We start from the raw sequence: 13,409 nt of genomic DNA, 5'->3' as shown, positions 1-13,409 counted from the left end.
GGCGACGACCACCAGCACCACGAGCGCGACGAGAACCAGCGTCACGTGTGAGCGCGGCATACGAATTACCCGGCCGCCCCATCGGCGTGCCGGGCGCGGCGCATCAGCTCGATGCCCTTACCGAGCAGGCCGTCCGACACGGCGGCCCCAAGGTAGGCCACTGCCAGGACCACGGGCATCACCACCATGGCCTGCAGCACGAAGGCGAGCCCGGAAAGCCACAGCTCGTTGCCGTCCCACCAATTTAGGAACGCGTTCATCCGACTCAGACTATTCGCACCTCCCCGGGGAAACCAATGTGTGTCAAGATCGGCGCATGCCAGCCGGAGCCACCGAATCCGCGGAAACGACGTGCCTGATCGCCGGAGGAGGACCGGCGGGAATGATCCTCGGTCTGCTGTTGGCCCGCGCCGGCGTAAGGGTCACGGTGATGGAGAAACACGCCGACTTCCTGCGTGATTTCCGAGGTGACACCGTGCACGCGAGCACCCTGCGACTGCTCGACGAACTCGGTTTGGGGCCGGCGTTCGCGAAGGTTCCGCACCGGCTGGTCGAGAACATCCGCATGGAGATACAGACCTCGCCGGTAGATCTCGACCTGACCCGCCTGCCCGGGCCGCACCGGCACATCGCCCTGGTACCGCAATGGGACTTCCTCGAGATGGTGGCCACCGCGGCCGAGGCCGAACCGAGCTTCCGGTTGATGCGGAGCACCGAGGTGGTCGGCGTGATCCGCGAGGGTGGCCGCGTGGCGGGCGTCACGTACCGCGACCAGTCGGGCGAAACCAAGCAGATGCGCGCGCAATTGACGGTGGCCTGCGACGGCCGGTATTCGACGGTGCGTTCGGCCGTCGGCCTGACCCCGCGAAGTTACGGCGTCCCCATGGACGTGTGGTGGTTCCGGCTACCGCGGGTGTCCGGCGACCCGCGCGGGCTTTCCGGCATCCTGCGCTCCGGCCACGCGGTGATCGTGATCGACCGCGGCGACTATTACCAGATCGCCTACATCATCCCGAAGGGAACCGACGCCCGGATGCGGGCCGAGGGCATCGAGGCGCTGCACAAGGCGCTGATCAGCATGGTGCCCTGGCTCGGTGACCGCGTCGACGCGCTGGCATCGTTCGACGACGTGAAATTGCTTGATGTGCAGCTCAACCGGCTGGCCCGGTGGTACGCCGACGGCGCGCTGTTCATCGGCGACGCGGCACACGCGATGTCGCCGGTGGGCGGCATCGGCATCAACCTGGCGGTGGCCGACGCGGTGGCCGCCGCCCGCATCCTCGCCGGCCCGCTCCGCGCGGGCCGGGTGTCGACCCGCCAGTTGGCCCGGGTGCAGCTGAGGCGGTGGCCCCCGACAGCGTTGCTGCAGGCCGCGCAACGCTTTGTCCACGCGAAAGTGATCGCGGGAGCGGTGTCCGGAAGCGCTCAGGGCGCGCCGCGCGCCGTGCGCCTGGTGAGTCGGTCGGTGGCGTTGCGGCGGCTGGCCGCGTACCTGATCGCCATCGGGCCGCTGCCCGAGCACGCCCCCGGGTACGCCGAACGCCGGAACTGAACCGGGTACCGGCGCGCGACACCTGGCCCAAAAAATGGACGCCGGGCCGCTCAACAGATGATGATGTCGGGATGGTCCTGCACGCCCAGCCTGATGACCAGCCCGCCGACGCCATGCCCGAGGAGGCGTTCCAGGCGGCACCGGCGGTCTTGCCTTCGCCCATCGACTTCAGCGCACCGGCGCCGCTGGCCGCCAGCGGGGCACTGCGGAACCCGTTTCCGCCGATCGCCGACTACGCCTTCCTGTCGGACTGGGAGACGACCTGCTTGATCTCCCCCGCGGGATCCGTCGAATGGCTGTGCGTGCCGCGGCCGGACTCCCCCAGCGTGTTCGGCGCCATCCTGGACCGCAGCGCCGGCCACTTCCGGCTCGGGCCCTACGGCGTCTCGGTGCCCTCGGCCCGCCGGTACCTGCCCGGCAGCCTGATCATGGAGACCACGTGGCAAACCCACACCGGATGGTTGATCGTGCGCGACGCGCTGGTGATGGGGCCGTGGCACGACATCGAGCGCCGGTCGCGGACCCACCGCCGCACCCCGATGGACTGGGATGCCGAGCACATTCTGCTGCGCACGGTGCGCTGCGTCAGCGGGACCGTCGAGCTGATGATGAGCTGCGAGCCCGCGTTCGACTACCACCGCGTGGGTGCCACGTGGGAATACTCGGCCAACGCGTACGGCGAGGCCATCGCGCGGGCCGCCAAACAGCCCGACGCCCATCCGACCCTGCGGCTCACCACGAACCTGCGGATCGGGCTGGAGGGCCGCGAAGCGCGGGCACGCACGCGGATGAAGGAGGGCGACGACGTGTTCGTCGCCCTGAGCTGGACCAAGCACCCGGCGCCGCAGACCTACGAGGAAGCCGCCGAACGAATGTGGCAGACCACCGAGTGCTGGCGCCAGTGGATCAACATCGGCAACTTCCCCGACCACCCGTGGCGGGCCTACCTGCAGCGCAGCGCCCTCACGTTGAAGGGGCTGACGTACTCGCCCACGGGCGCGCTGCTGGCGGCCGCCACCACGTCGCTGCCGGAAACCCCGCAGGGGGAACGCAATTGGGACTATCGCTACGCGTGGGTGCGTGACTCGACGTTTGCATTGTGGGGGCTCTACACGCTGGGACTGGACCGCGAGGCCGACGACTTCTTCGCGTTCATCGCCGACGTCTCCGGCGCCAACAGCAACGAGCGCCACCCGTTGCAGGTGATGTACGGCGTGGGCGGCGAACGCAGCCTGGTCGAAGAGGAGCTGCACCACCTGTCGGGTTATGACCATGCCCGGCCGGTGCGCATCGGCAACGGGGCCTACGACCAGGTCCAGCACGACATCTGGGGCTCCATCCTCGACTCGTTCTACCTGCACTGCAAATCCCGCGAACAGATCCCGGAGAGCCTGTGGCCGGTGCTGAAGAAGCAGGTGGAAGAGGCCATCAAGCACTGGCGGGAACCCGACCGGGGCATCTGGGAGGTCCGCGGCGAGCCCCAGCACTTCACCTCGTCGAAGGTGATGTGCTGGGTCGCGCTCGACCGCGGGGCGAAGCTGGCCGAGCGCCAGGGCGAGAAGAGCTACGCCCAGCAGTGGCGGGACATCGCCGAGGAGATCAAGGCCGACATCTTGCAACACGGGGTGGACTCCCGCGGGGTGTTCACCCAGCGCTATGGCAGCGACGCGCTGGACGCCTCGCTGCTGCTCGTGGTGCTGACCCGCTTCCTGCCGCCCGACGACCCCCGGGTGCGCAACACGGTGCTGGCCATCGCCGACGAGCTCACCCAGGAAGGCCTGGTGCTGCGCTACCGAGTCGAACAGACCGACGACGGGCTGTCCGGCGAGGAGGGCACGTTCACGATCTGCTCGTTCTGGCTGGTGTCGGCGCTGGTGGAGATCGGCGAGGTGGCGCGCGCCAAGCGCTTGTGCGAGCGGCTGCTGGCCTACGCCAGCCCGTTGCACCTCTACGCCGAGGAGATCGAACCACGGACCGGCCGGCACCTGGGTAACTTCCCGCAGGCGTTCACCCACCTGGCGCTGATCAACGCCGTGGTGCACGTGATCCGCGCCGAGGAGGAGGCCGACGGGTCCGGGATGTTCCAGCCCGCCAACGCGCCGATGTAGGGCGTCCCGGTCCCAACTGCGCTCGACCCGCGCGCCTCAGCTCAGCGCCGTCACCTTGTCCCGCATGACTTGCGCGATATCCAGCGCGCTGCTGTTGACATCGCCCGGCCCTTGAGAGAGCGGGCCGAAGGTGTTGATGTAGTCAACCTCGACTTCGATGAGGCAATTGTCCCGGACACCAAGGGCCCGCCCCGCCGGTATGGACTCGGCGAGCGGACTGGCGAGGTTGAACCCCATCGAAACGGTAGCCGCCGAAACCGAACTGGCGACCTGTACGTCGCTGATTTTCACCTCGAGCCCGAACGACCCGCCCGAAGGGTTCAACACCTTGCCGTCGCACGATCGCCACTCTTGCGAGAGTTTCTCGAAGAGGGCGTTGGCGTCGGCAGCCTTGGCCAGGCTGACCACACCCTCTTGTACCCTGGTGACCGGCGCGGACTTGGCTGCGGGCCGCCACGTCTCAAGCGCGACACCTTTGACGTCGCTGGACCGGTAAGCACCGTCCTGCAGCAAGACGGCGACGCCCATGCAATTGCCGGGCCAAGCCGATCCGTTGCCGCGCAGACTCTCGGGACCGCCGACGAGCGGCGGAGACTCCGGATCAAGGGTCAGCGGCTGTTTGACAATTCGCGACAGCGCACTCCTGCCGAGCAGCACCCGCTGGATGGTCTGGCCGCCGACGGATCGCGGCGTCGAGGCCGGTGCGCGCTGCGCTACGCCTCCGACCGTCGCCGAGCAGCCGGCGACCAACATCGCAACCCCGAGTAAAGCTACGAGTAACCAACGGCTTCTCATCTGTCCACGGACACTTCTCGCTTGGCTCAACTTGTTTCCCAGGATATTACGTTCGCCGGTGCAGGAACGGCCGAAAGCCGCACCGAAAGCACAGGTCAAGCACAGGCCAACCGCAGCGAAACCCCAGCTTGTGTCCGACCCGGGGTCGCTTCAGCTCAGCGCGCTGACTTCGTCCATCATCGCGTGCGCGATGTCGACGGCGCTGCGGTGCACATCGCCGGTCCCCTCGTCCCCCGGATTTGTCGCGCCGAAGAACGCGACATCGACTTCGACGAGGCAGTTCCCCCGCACGCCGAGCGCGCGCGCTTCGGGGCGCGGTCCGCTGGACGGTAGGCCGGGCAGCTGGGTGTCGATCGAAAGGGTCGCAGCCACAACCGAATCCGTGACGCGCACGTCGGAGATGGCGTCGGAGAAGACGATCGCAGGACGGTCGGTGATGATGCTGGGACGCCCGATGGTCACGGTCGTGCCGTCGCAGTCGCGCCATTGCTGGGTGAATTGCTGGAACAGCGCGGCGGCCCCTCCGGGTCCGGAAAGGGCGACCACGCCCTCGGCCACGCTGATCACTTTCGCCGGCCCGCGCACGTTCCACCACGTCGCCCGCGCCGCATTTTTGACGTCGGCGGATCGGTAGGCGTTCTTCACCATCATCGACGTGACGCCGACGCAGTTGGCCGGCGAGACCGCGCCGAAGGCCGGAGGCAACACCTCGGGGCCGCCGAACCGCGCCGGAAGTTCGGCCTTGGCTCCGAAGGACTGGCCGAGCAGCTTCGACAGCTCAGCGTCGTCGAGGAGCACCTTCTTGACCGCCTGCCCGGTGACCGGGTGGGGCTTCAAACCCGGCGCGGGCCGCGCGGTCCCGGCGACGGTGCAGCCGGTGGCCAAAGCGGCGGCCAGCAGGCCGATACCGACCACAGCACCGGCCCGCGTCGGCATCACGGCTACTTCTTGCCCTTGTCACTCGCGGCGTCGGTGGACAGCGCCGCGACGAAGGCCTCCTGCGGCACGTCGACCCGCCCGATGGTCTTCATCCGCTTCTTGCCCTCCTTCTGCTTTTCCAGCAGTTTGCGCTTGCGGGTGATGTCCCCGCCGTAGCACTTGGACAGCACGTCCTTGCGGATCGCCCGAATGTTCTCGCGGGCAATGATTTTCGATCCGATGGCGGCCTGCACCGGCACCTCGAACTGCTGGCGCGGGATCAGCTCTTTGAGCTTGGTGGTCATCTTGTTGCCGTACGCCGATGCCCCGTCTTTGTGGACGATCGCGCTGAACGCGTCGACGGCCTCGCCCTGGAGCAGGATGTCGACCTTGACCAGTTGGGCCTCCTGCTCGCCGGCCTCCTCGTAGTCGAGGCTGGCGTAGCCGCGGGTCCGCGACTTCAACGAATCGAAGAAGTCGAAGATGATCTCGCCGAGCGGCATGGTGTAGCGCAGTTCGACCCGCTCGGGTGACAGGTAGTCCATGCCACCCAGCTCGCCACGGCGCGACTGGCAGAGCTCCATGATGGTGCCGATGAACTCGCTGGGCGCGATGATGGTGGTCTTGACGACGGGCTCGTAAACCGTGCGGACCTTGCCCTCGGGCCAGTCGGACGGGTTGGTCACGATGATCTCTGTGTCGTCTTCCTTGATGACGCGGTAGACGACATTGGGTGACGTCGAGATCAAGTCCAGATCGAACTCGCGTTCCAGGCGTTCGCGGGTGATCTCCATGTGCAGCAGGCCCAGGAAGCCGCACCGGAACCCGAAGCCCAGCGCCACCGACGTTTCCGGCTCGTAGGTCAGGGCCGCGTCGTTGAGCTGCAGCTTGTCCAGGGCATCGCGCAGGTCCGGGTAGTCGGAGCCGTCCACGGGATACAGGCCCGAGTAGACCATCGGCTTGGGTTCGCGATAACCCGTCAGCGCCTCGGTGGCGCCGTGCCGGGCCGTCGTCACCGTGTCGCCGACCTTGGACTGGCGGACGTCCTTCACGCCGGTGATCAGGTAACCCACCTCACCCACTCCCAGCCCCTCGCTGGGCTTCGGTTCGGGCGAGACGATGCCCACCTCGAGCAGCTCGTGGGTGGCGCCGGTGGACATCATCTTGATCCGCTCACGCGGGACGATCTTGCCGTCCATCACCCGGACGTAGGTCACCACGCCGCGGTAGATGTCGTAGACGGAGTCGAAGATCATCGCGCGGGTGGGCGCGTCGGCGTCGCCCTGCGGCGGGGGCACCTCGCGCACCACATGGTCGAGCAGGTCGGCGACGCCCTCCCCGGTTTTACCGGATACCCGCAGCACGTCGCCGGGTTCGCAGCCGACGATGTGGGCTAGTTCGGCGGCGTAGCGCTCGGGGTCGGCCGCGGGCAGGTCGATCTTGTTGAGCACCGGGATGATGTGCAGGTCGCGGTCCAGCGCCAGGTACAGGTTGGCCAGCGTCTGCGCCTCGATGCCCTGGGCGGCGTCGACCAGCAGCACCGCGCCCTCACAAGCCTCCAGCGCACGGGACACCTCGTAGGTGAAGTCGACGTGGCCCGGGGTGTCGATCAGGTGCAGGACGAATTCTTCTCCGGCGTGCTCGCCGCCGGATACTTTCCACGGCAGCCGCACGTTCTGCGCCTTGATGGTGATCCCGCGCTCCCGCTCGATGTCCATCCGGTCCAGGTATTGGGCGCGCATCGACCGCTCATCGACGACGCCGGTGAGCTGAAGCATCCGGTCCGCCAGCGTGGACTTGCCGTGATCGATGTGGGCGATGATGCAGAAGTTCCGAATCTGCGCCGGCGCGGTGAAGGTCTTGTCGGCGAAACTGCTGATGGGAATCTCCTGGTCTGGACACGCGTGCGGCCGCTCGAACAGCGGCTCATGGGTAGGTCCAGGGTATCCAGGGCCGGCCGCCGAGACCTACTTGGACACAATCGCGGCGCGCGCCGCGCGTCTATGCTGCGAATATGGCGTCTGCCCGCAAATCCCAGTGGAAGACGTTCCAGCGGTTAGCGGAAAACCTGGTGTTCGACCGGGCCCCGCGGTTGGCCCGGCACGTGCAGAACTCCCAGTCCGTGCTGCGGGAACTGCAGCAGGCCGTCAAGATCACCGCGAACGTCATCGCGGCCGCCGCGCCGCAACAGCCCACGATCGCCGCGGGCCGCCCGGTGACCAGCACGAGCTTCCCCACCGCGCAGCGCGCGCGCAAGCTCGTTTACGCCCCCGACCTCGACGGCCGGGCCGATCCGGGCGAGATCGTGTGGACCTGGGTGGTTTACGAGGACGACCCCACCCGCGGCAAGGACCGCCCCGTGCTGGTGGTCGGTCGCGACCGCCGCGTCCTGCTCGGACTGATGGTGTCCAGCCAGGAGCGCCACGCCGAAGACCGCGACTGGATCGGGATCGGTTCCGGCGCGTGGGATTACGAGGGCAGACAGAGCTGGGTCCGGTTGGACCGCGTGCTCGACGTGCCCGAGGAGAGCATCCGCCGCGAGGGCGCGATCCTGGACCGTGAGCTCTTCGACCTGGTGGCCGAGCGGTTGCGGGCGGATTACTCCTGGAGCTGAGCGCGCGCCCGGCGTCAGCCCTGGGTGATGTAGGAATGCAGCTGCTGCTGCTCGGCCTCGAGTTCTTCCATGCGGGTCTTCACGACGTCGCCGATGCTGACGATGCCGATCAGCTTCTTGCCGTCGAGCACCGGCACATGGCGCACCCGGTTCTTGGTCATCAGCACGCTCAGGGAGTCGACCGTGTCGGCTTTCGTGCAGGTGGCGACCGTGGCGGTCATGATCTTGGAGACCGGCCGCGACAGCACGCTGGCGCCGTGGGTGTGCAGCTGGCGCACCACGTCGCGCTCGGAGACGATGCCGACGACGCCCTCGTCGCCGACCACCACCATGGCCCCGATGTTCTGCTCGGCGAGACCGGCGAGCAGCTCTTTGACCGTCGCATCGGGGTTGATGGTGACCACCGCCGCGCCCTTGTTCCGCAAGACGTCTGCAATCCGCATCAAGGCCTCCAGCCGATCGTGATCCGCTTCACATCAGGCTACGGCGAACTTGCGCGGCGCAAAAGCCGCGACGAGAACCGGTAGCCGATCCGTGTCCATACCCTGACGTCCTCGTTCGAAACCAAGCGGCGACACGCCGACCGGGATCGGCCGATCGGGCCACCGCCGGGGGCCGGGCCTTGCAAGATAGGGGCCATGATCGAGATCACGCTGCTGGGGACCGGAAGCCCCATCCCCGACCCCAACCGGGCCGGGCCATCGACGCTGGTGCGCGCCGGCGGTCAGGTGTTCCTGGTGGACTGCGGGCGTGGCGTGCTGCAGCGCGCGGCGGCGGTGGGAGTGGGCGCCGCCGGGTTGTCGGCGCTGCTGATCACCCATTTTCACAGCGACCACATCGGGGACCTGGGCGACCTGCTCATCACCCGGTGGATCAGCACCTTCACACCCGACCCCGCACCGCTGCCGATCATCGGACCGCCCGGGACCGCGGAGACGGTGGAGGCGACGCTGCACGCGTTCCGCCACGACATCGAGTACCGGATCGCCCACCACGCCGACCTGAACGCCCCACCGGCGGTCGAGGTCCACGAATGCACCGAGGGAACGGTGTGGGACCGCGACGGGGTGTCGATCCGGGTGGCCCCCACCGATCACCGGCCGGTGGCGCCGACCGTCGGGTTCCGGGTCGACTACGGGACGGCTTCGGTGGTGCTGGCCGGGGACACCGTGCCGTGCGCCGGTCTCGACCAGCTGGCGGCGGGCGCCGGCGCGCTGGTGCACACCGTGATCCGCAAGGACATCGTCGGCAACATCCCGCAACAGCGGCTGCAGGACATCTGCGACTACCACTCGTCGGTTGAGGAAGCGGCGGCCACGGCGGCCCGCGCGGGGGTCGGCACCCTCGTGATGACCCACTACGTGCCGGCGCTGGTGCCGGGCCAAGAAGAACAGTGGCGGGCGCTGGCCGCTTCGGAGTTCAGCGGGCGGATCGAGCTGGGCGACGATCTGCATCGCGTCGAAATCGACGGCCCCTGAGGATCATCCGGGACGTCGACGCGCGATGGCTAGGTCTAAAACTACGCCAGCCGGGTGACCTCCACGACGACGTCGAGATCGGTCGCCCCCTGACCGGAGTAGATGCCTTTGAGCGGAGGCACGTCGGTGTAGTCGCGACCGGCTCCCACGCTGACGTATTGCTCGGAGATCTCGGTTTCGTTGGTCGCGTCATAGCTCCACCAGCCGCCCGTCCACGCCTGGATCCAGGCGTGGCTGCGCCCGTCCACGGTGTCACCGATGACCGCGTTGCGCTTGGGATGCAGGTAACCCGACACATAGCGCGCGGGAATCCCCATGGCCCGCAACACCATCAGCGACAGGTGCACGAAGTCCTGGCAGACGCCCTTGCCCTCGTTCAGCGCGTCCAGCCCCGACGAGCGCACGCTGGTGGTTCCCGGGAGATAGTCCAGCTCGCCGCGCACCCAGTGGGCCACGGCGGCCACGGCCTCGACGGGCCGGTGGGACTTGGCGATCTTCTTCGCCACGGACCCGACCTTCTTGCTCGCCGGGGTGTGCGCGGTGGGGCGGAGCAATTCGTCGAACCGATCGATCACCGCCTCCGAACGCAGGTCGCTCCAGTCGACGTCGGTCACCGGCGATTCGGGTCCCTCGGTTTCGACCACCGAGGACGACGTCACCGTGAGGTCGGAGTGCGGCGCGTGCAGATCGAAAGCCGTTACGGCCGTGCCCCAATAGTCGACGTAGCGGTATGAGCGGGTCGCGGGGATGGTTTCGACGCGATTGAGGATGACATTCTGCCTGGAGTTCGACCGCGGGGTCAGCCGCGCTTCGTTGTAGGAGGCGGTGACCGGCGACTGGTAGGCGTAACCGGTGGTGTGCACCACCCGCAGCCGCCACATCAGTTGTCCCCCGGCCGGCCGACCAGCCGGGCCCGATCACCGGCGTCCGACCACGCCACCCATGGCGTGACGTGAAAGTACTGGACCGACAACGCTTCTCCCACCTCGCGACATGTTCGCTGCAGCCCGGCCAGGCGGAACTCCAAGGACTCCAGCAGCACCCCGGGCTGCACGAACTCCAGTTCGCTGCGGGCCTGCCCGAGCAACCGCTGCGCCTCCCCGGTGGCGCCGACCCGGCTCTGCCGGTTGTGCAGCAGTTCGTCGAGGTTGTGTTCGGCCAGCCGCAGCGAATAGAACACCGAACGCGGGAAAAGCCGGTCCAGCATCATGAACTCGACGACCCGGCCGGCATCCAGTACGCCGCGGTAGGTGCGCAGATAGGTGTCGTGCGCGCCCGCGGAGCGCAACAGCGTCACCCATGCCGGTGACGACGCGCTGTCGCCCACCCGGGACAGCAACAACCGCACCGTCATGTCGACCCGCTCGATCGCGCGGCCCAGCACCATGAAGCGATACCCGTCGTCGCGGGACAGCGTCGAGTCGGCCAGCCCGGCGAACATGGCCGCCCGGCCCTCGATGTACGACAGGAACTCGTGCGGCCCAAGGCGTTTGGCGGCCCGCTCGCGTTCGGGCAGGGCGTGGTAGGTGGTGTTCAGGCACTCCCAGATCTCGCTGGACGTCACCTCCCGGGCCGACTTGGCGTTTTCCCGCGCCGCCGTGACGGCGTCGACGATCGACGAACCCCCGGAAGCGTTGGTGCTGAAGGCCACCAGGTCGGTCAACGACCACACGTCGAGGTCGTGGGTGGGGGGATCGATGCCGAGCACCCGCAGCAGCAGGCGGGACGCCTGGTCGGGGTCGACGCTGGAATCCTCGAGCAACTGGTGCAGGACCACGTCGAGAATGCGCGCCGTGTCGTCGGCGCGCTCGACATAGCGCCCGATCCAGAACAACGCCTCGGCGTTACGGGCCAGCATCAGCGCTTCCCCCGGCGTTGTTGCTGCTGCAGCTGCTGTTCCTGGGGCGACTCGGTGGGCTGCGATTGGGTTTGCGACAACCGTTGCCCACCGTCGAGCGCCGGGTCGGGAATGGATTCCGGCAGCGAGCGCAAAACTTCGGCCGCGCCGAGCTCCCGGTCGCTGTCCGACCCGCGCGATGCCAGCACCCAGGTGTCCTTCGAGCCACCGCCCTGACTGGAGTTGACCACCCGCGAGCCCTCCACCAGGGCCACCCGGGTCAGCCCGCCGGGCAGCACCCACACCTCCTCGCCGTCGTTCACCGCGAACGGCCGCAGGTCGACGTACCGCGGCGCCAGGGTGTTCCCGATCTGCGTCGGCACGGTCGAGAGCTCCATCATCGGCTGGGCGATCCAGCTGCGCGGATCCTCGTGGATCTTCTTGGCCATGGTGGCCAACTCTTTGTCGGATGCTTCGGGCCCGAACACGATGCCGTAGCCGCCGGACCCCTCGACCGGCTTGAGCACCAATTCGTCGATCCGGTCCAGCACCTCTTCGCGTTCGTCGTCGAGCCAGCACCGATACGTCTCGACGTTGGCCAGCAGCGGCTTCTCCCCCAGGTAGTACTCGATCATCGTCGGCACATAGGTGTAGACGAGCTTGTCGTCGCCCACACCGTTGCCGATCGCGCTGGAGATGACCACATTCCCGGCCCGTGCGGCGTTGACCAGGCCGGCCACCCCCAGCACCGAGTCGGCGCGGAACTGCAGCGGGTCCAAAAAGGCGTCATCGATACGCCGGTAGATGACGTCGACCTGCACCTCGCCGTCCGTGGTGCGCATGTAGACCTGGTTGTCCCGGCAGAACAGGTCGCGGCCTTCGACCAGCTCGACGCCCATCTGGCGGGCGAGCAGCGAGTGCTCGAAGTACGCGGAGTTGTACACCCCGGGGGTCAGCACCACCACCGTCGGGTCGGCCTCGTTGGTGGCCGCGGAATTGCGCAGGGCACGCAGCAGGTGCGACGCGTAGTCGTCGACCGCACGCACCCGGTGCGTGGCGAACAGGTTCGGGAAGACCCGCGCCATGGTCCGCCGGTTCTCCATGACGTACGACACACCTGACGGCGAGCGCAGGTTGTCCTCGAGGACGCGAAAATTGCCCTTCTCGTCACGGATCAGGTCGATGCCGGCGACGTGGATGCGGACGCCGTTGGGCGGGACGATGCCCATCGCCTGGCGGTGGAAATGCTCGCACGACGTGATCAGCCGGCGGGGGATGATGTCGTCGTTCAGGATCTCCTGATCGCCGTAGATGTCGTCGAGATACATCTCGAGCGCCTTGACACGCTGGATGATGCCGCGCTCCAACCGGCTCCACTCCGCGGCGGAGATCACCCGCGGGACCAGGTCGAGCGGAAAAGGCCGCTCCTGGCCCGACAGCGAGAACGTGATGCCCTGGTCGAGGAAGGCGCGACCCAGAGCATCGGCGCGCGCCTTGAGCTCCGAGGCGTCCGACGGCGCAAGCTCGGCGTAGATGCCTTTGTAGGGCCCCCGAACGGCGCCCTGCGCGTCGAACATTTCGTCGAAGGCCATCGAATAGACGTCCGACGACGAGTTGTACCCGCCGAAGATGCGCTCGGCGCGCGCAGCACGCAACCCCCGCCTGTTTTCCTCGAGCTGGCTCGGAAGACTCACTTTTCAGATGCTGCCTCAAATTGGCGTTGTGGCAGGCCACGGGTTCCCGTTTTGGGAGAAAACGTAACCGACTGATAACCTGGGCAGTCGCTGTGGTGATTTCCGGCGCCCCAACAATCGTCGAATCGGAGTAAGGAACTAAGAAGCGTGGCCAACATCAAGTCGCAGCAGAAGCGCAACCGCACCAACGAGCGCGCTCGCCTGCGCAACAAGTCGGTGAAGTCTTCGCTTCGCACCGCCGTTCGTGCGTTCCGCGAGGCCACTCACGCCGGCGACAAGGAGAAGGCCACCGAGTTGCTGGCGGCGACCACCCGCAAGCTGGACAAGGCCGCCAGCAAGGGCGTGATCCACAAGAATCAGGCGGCCAACAAGAAGTCGGCCCTGGCGCGAGCGCTCAACAAGCTCTGAGCCCG

General features: G+C 67.6%; 12 protein-coding genes and 1 pseudogene. 5 read left to right on the top strand and 8 right to left on the bottom strand.

Annotation, left to right across the window (positions count from 1 at the left end; all coding sequences use genetic code 11):
- Positions 1 to 65: 65 nt before the first annotated feature.
- The gene (locus AWC03_RS09705) at positions 66 to 260 is read right to left on the bottom strand and encodes a hypothetical protein (RefSeq protein ID WP_085240282.1); all 195 of its coding nucleotides are present in this window, start codon (positions 258 to 260) and stop codon (positions 66 to 68) included.
- 56 nt (positions 261 to 316) lie between these two features.
- Here AWC03_RS09705 and AWC03_RS09700 point away from each other — a divergent pair, with 56 nt between their 5' ends.
- Together AWC03_RS09700 and AWC03_RS09695 are read left to right on the top strand one after the other, a co-directional pair.
- A complete protein-coding gene (locus tag AWC03_RS09700) occupies positions 317 to 1,552 on the top strand; it encodes an FAD-dependent oxidoreductase (protein ID WP_085240281.1) in 1,236 nt (411 codons plus the stop codon).
- Positions 1,553 to 1,623: 71 nt separating this feature from the next.
- Positions 1,624 to 3,660 carry a glycoside hydrolase family 15 protein gene (locus AWC03_RS09695; protein WP_085240280.1) on the top strand — a complete coding sequence of 679 codons (2,037 nt, stop codon included), beginning with the start codon at positions 1,624 to 1,626 and terminating at the stop codon, positions 3,658 to 3,660.
- Between the two features lie 36 nt (positions 3,661 to 3,696).
- Here AWC03_RS09695 and AWC03_RS09690 read toward each other — a convergent pair whose 3' ends face one another.
- The 3 genes and pseudogenes from AWC03_RS09690 to lepA form a co-directional block, all read right to left on the bottom strand.
- A complete protein-coding gene (locus AWC03_RS09690) occupies positions 3,697 to 4,413 on the bottom strand; it encodes a sensor domain-containing protein (protein ID WP_208859343.1) in 717 nt (238 codons plus the stop codon).
- Positions 4,414 to 4,605: 192 nt separating this feature from the next.
- A complete protein-coding gene (locus tag AWC03_RS09685) occupies positions 4,606 to 5,391 on the bottom strand; it encodes a sensor domain-containing protein (protein ID WP_085240348.1) in 786 nt (261 codons plus the stop codon).
- A 5-nt stretch (positions 5,392 to 5,396) separates the two neighbouring features.
- Positions 5,397 to 7,406 (bottom strand): annotated as a pseudogene (gene lepA, locus AWC03_RS09680) (translation elongation factor 4).
- Here lepA and AWC03_RS09675 point away from each other — a divergent pair.
- On the top strand, positions 7,388 to 7,987 hold the full coding sequence (locus AWC03_RS09675; protein WP_085240277.1) for a type II toxin-antitoxin system PemK/MazF family toxin: 600 nt from the start codon (positions 7,388 to 7,390) through the stop codon (positions 7,985 to 7,987). The pseudogene lepA and the gene AWC03_RS09675 sit on opposite strands and share 19 nt — an antisense overlap.
- A gap of 14 nt (positions 7,988 to 8,001) precedes the next feature.
- Here the strand turns inward: AWC03_RS09675 and AWC03_RS09670 are convergent, their stop codons facing one another.
- Positions 8,002 to 8,430 carry a CBS domain-containing protein gene (locus AWC03_RS09670; RefSeq protein WP_085240276.1) on the bottom strand — a complete coding sequence of 143 codons (429 nt, stop codon included), beginning with the start codon at positions 8,428 to 8,430 and terminating at the stop codon, positions 8,002 to 8,004.
- A 195-nt stretch (positions 8,431 to 8,625) separates the two neighbouring features.
- On the opposite strand from AWC03_RS09670, the gene AWC03_RS09665 reads away from it, so the two are divergent.
- Positions 8,626 to 9,465 (top strand): ribonuclease Z, encoded by an 840-nt coding sequence (locus tag AWC03_RS09665; RefSeq protein ID WP_085240275.1) that lies wholly within the window; start codon positions 8,626 to 8,628, stop codon positions 9,463 to 9,465.
- Between the two features lie 41 nt (positions 9,466 to 9,506).
- On the opposite strand, the gene AWC03_RS09660 is transcribed toward AWC03_RS09665, so the two are convergent.
- From AWC03_RS09660 to AWC03_RS09650, 3 genes are read right to left on the bottom strand one after another with little or no spacing between them, the layout of a single operon-like run.
- Positions 9,507 to 10,346 (bottom strand): transglutaminase family protein, encoded by an 840-nt coding sequence (locus tag AWC03_RS09660; protein ID WP_085240274.1) that lies wholly within the window; start codon positions 10,344 to 10,346, stop codon positions 9,507 to 9,509.
- Positions 10,346 to 11,323 (bottom strand): alpha-E domain-containing protein, encoded by a 978-nt coding sequence (locus AWC03_RS09655; RefSeq protein WP_085240273.1) that lies wholly within the window; start codon positions 11,321 to 11,323, stop codon positions 10,346 to 10,348. The genes AWC03_RS09660 and AWC03_RS09655 overlap by 1 nt, the downstream gene beginning before the upstream one ends.
- Positions 11,323 to 12,996, bottom strand: a complete 1,674-nt coding sequence (locus AWC03_RS09650; protein ID WP_085240272.1) for a circularly permuted type 2 ATP-grasp protein — start codon at positions 12,994 to 12,996, stop codon at positions 11,323 to 11,325. Before AWC03_RS09650 ends, AWC03_RS09655 begins: the two co-directional genes overlap by 1 nt.
- Before the next feature lie 147 nt (positions 12,997 to 13,143).
- Between AWC03_RS09650 and rpsT the strand changes: the two genes are divergently transcribed.
- Complete coding sequence (rpsT, locus tag AWC03_RS09645) at positions 13,144 to 13,404, top strand: 30S ribosomal protein S20 (protein ID WP_067918734.1); 261 nt, start codon at positions 13,144 to 13,146, stop codon at positions 13,402 to 13,404.
- Positions 13,405 to 13,409: the final 5 nt, after the last annotated feature.

This window comes from Mycobacterium europaeum (genome assembly GCF_002102155.1).
In the GTDB taxonomy this organism is placed as follows: Bacteria; Actinomycetota; Actinomycetes; order Mycobacteriales; family Mycobacteriaceae; genus Mycobacterium; species Mycobacterium europaeum.
The sequence above is the reverse complement of the archived record's forward strand: the minus strand, read 5'-3'. Positions and strand labels throughout refer to the sequence as shown.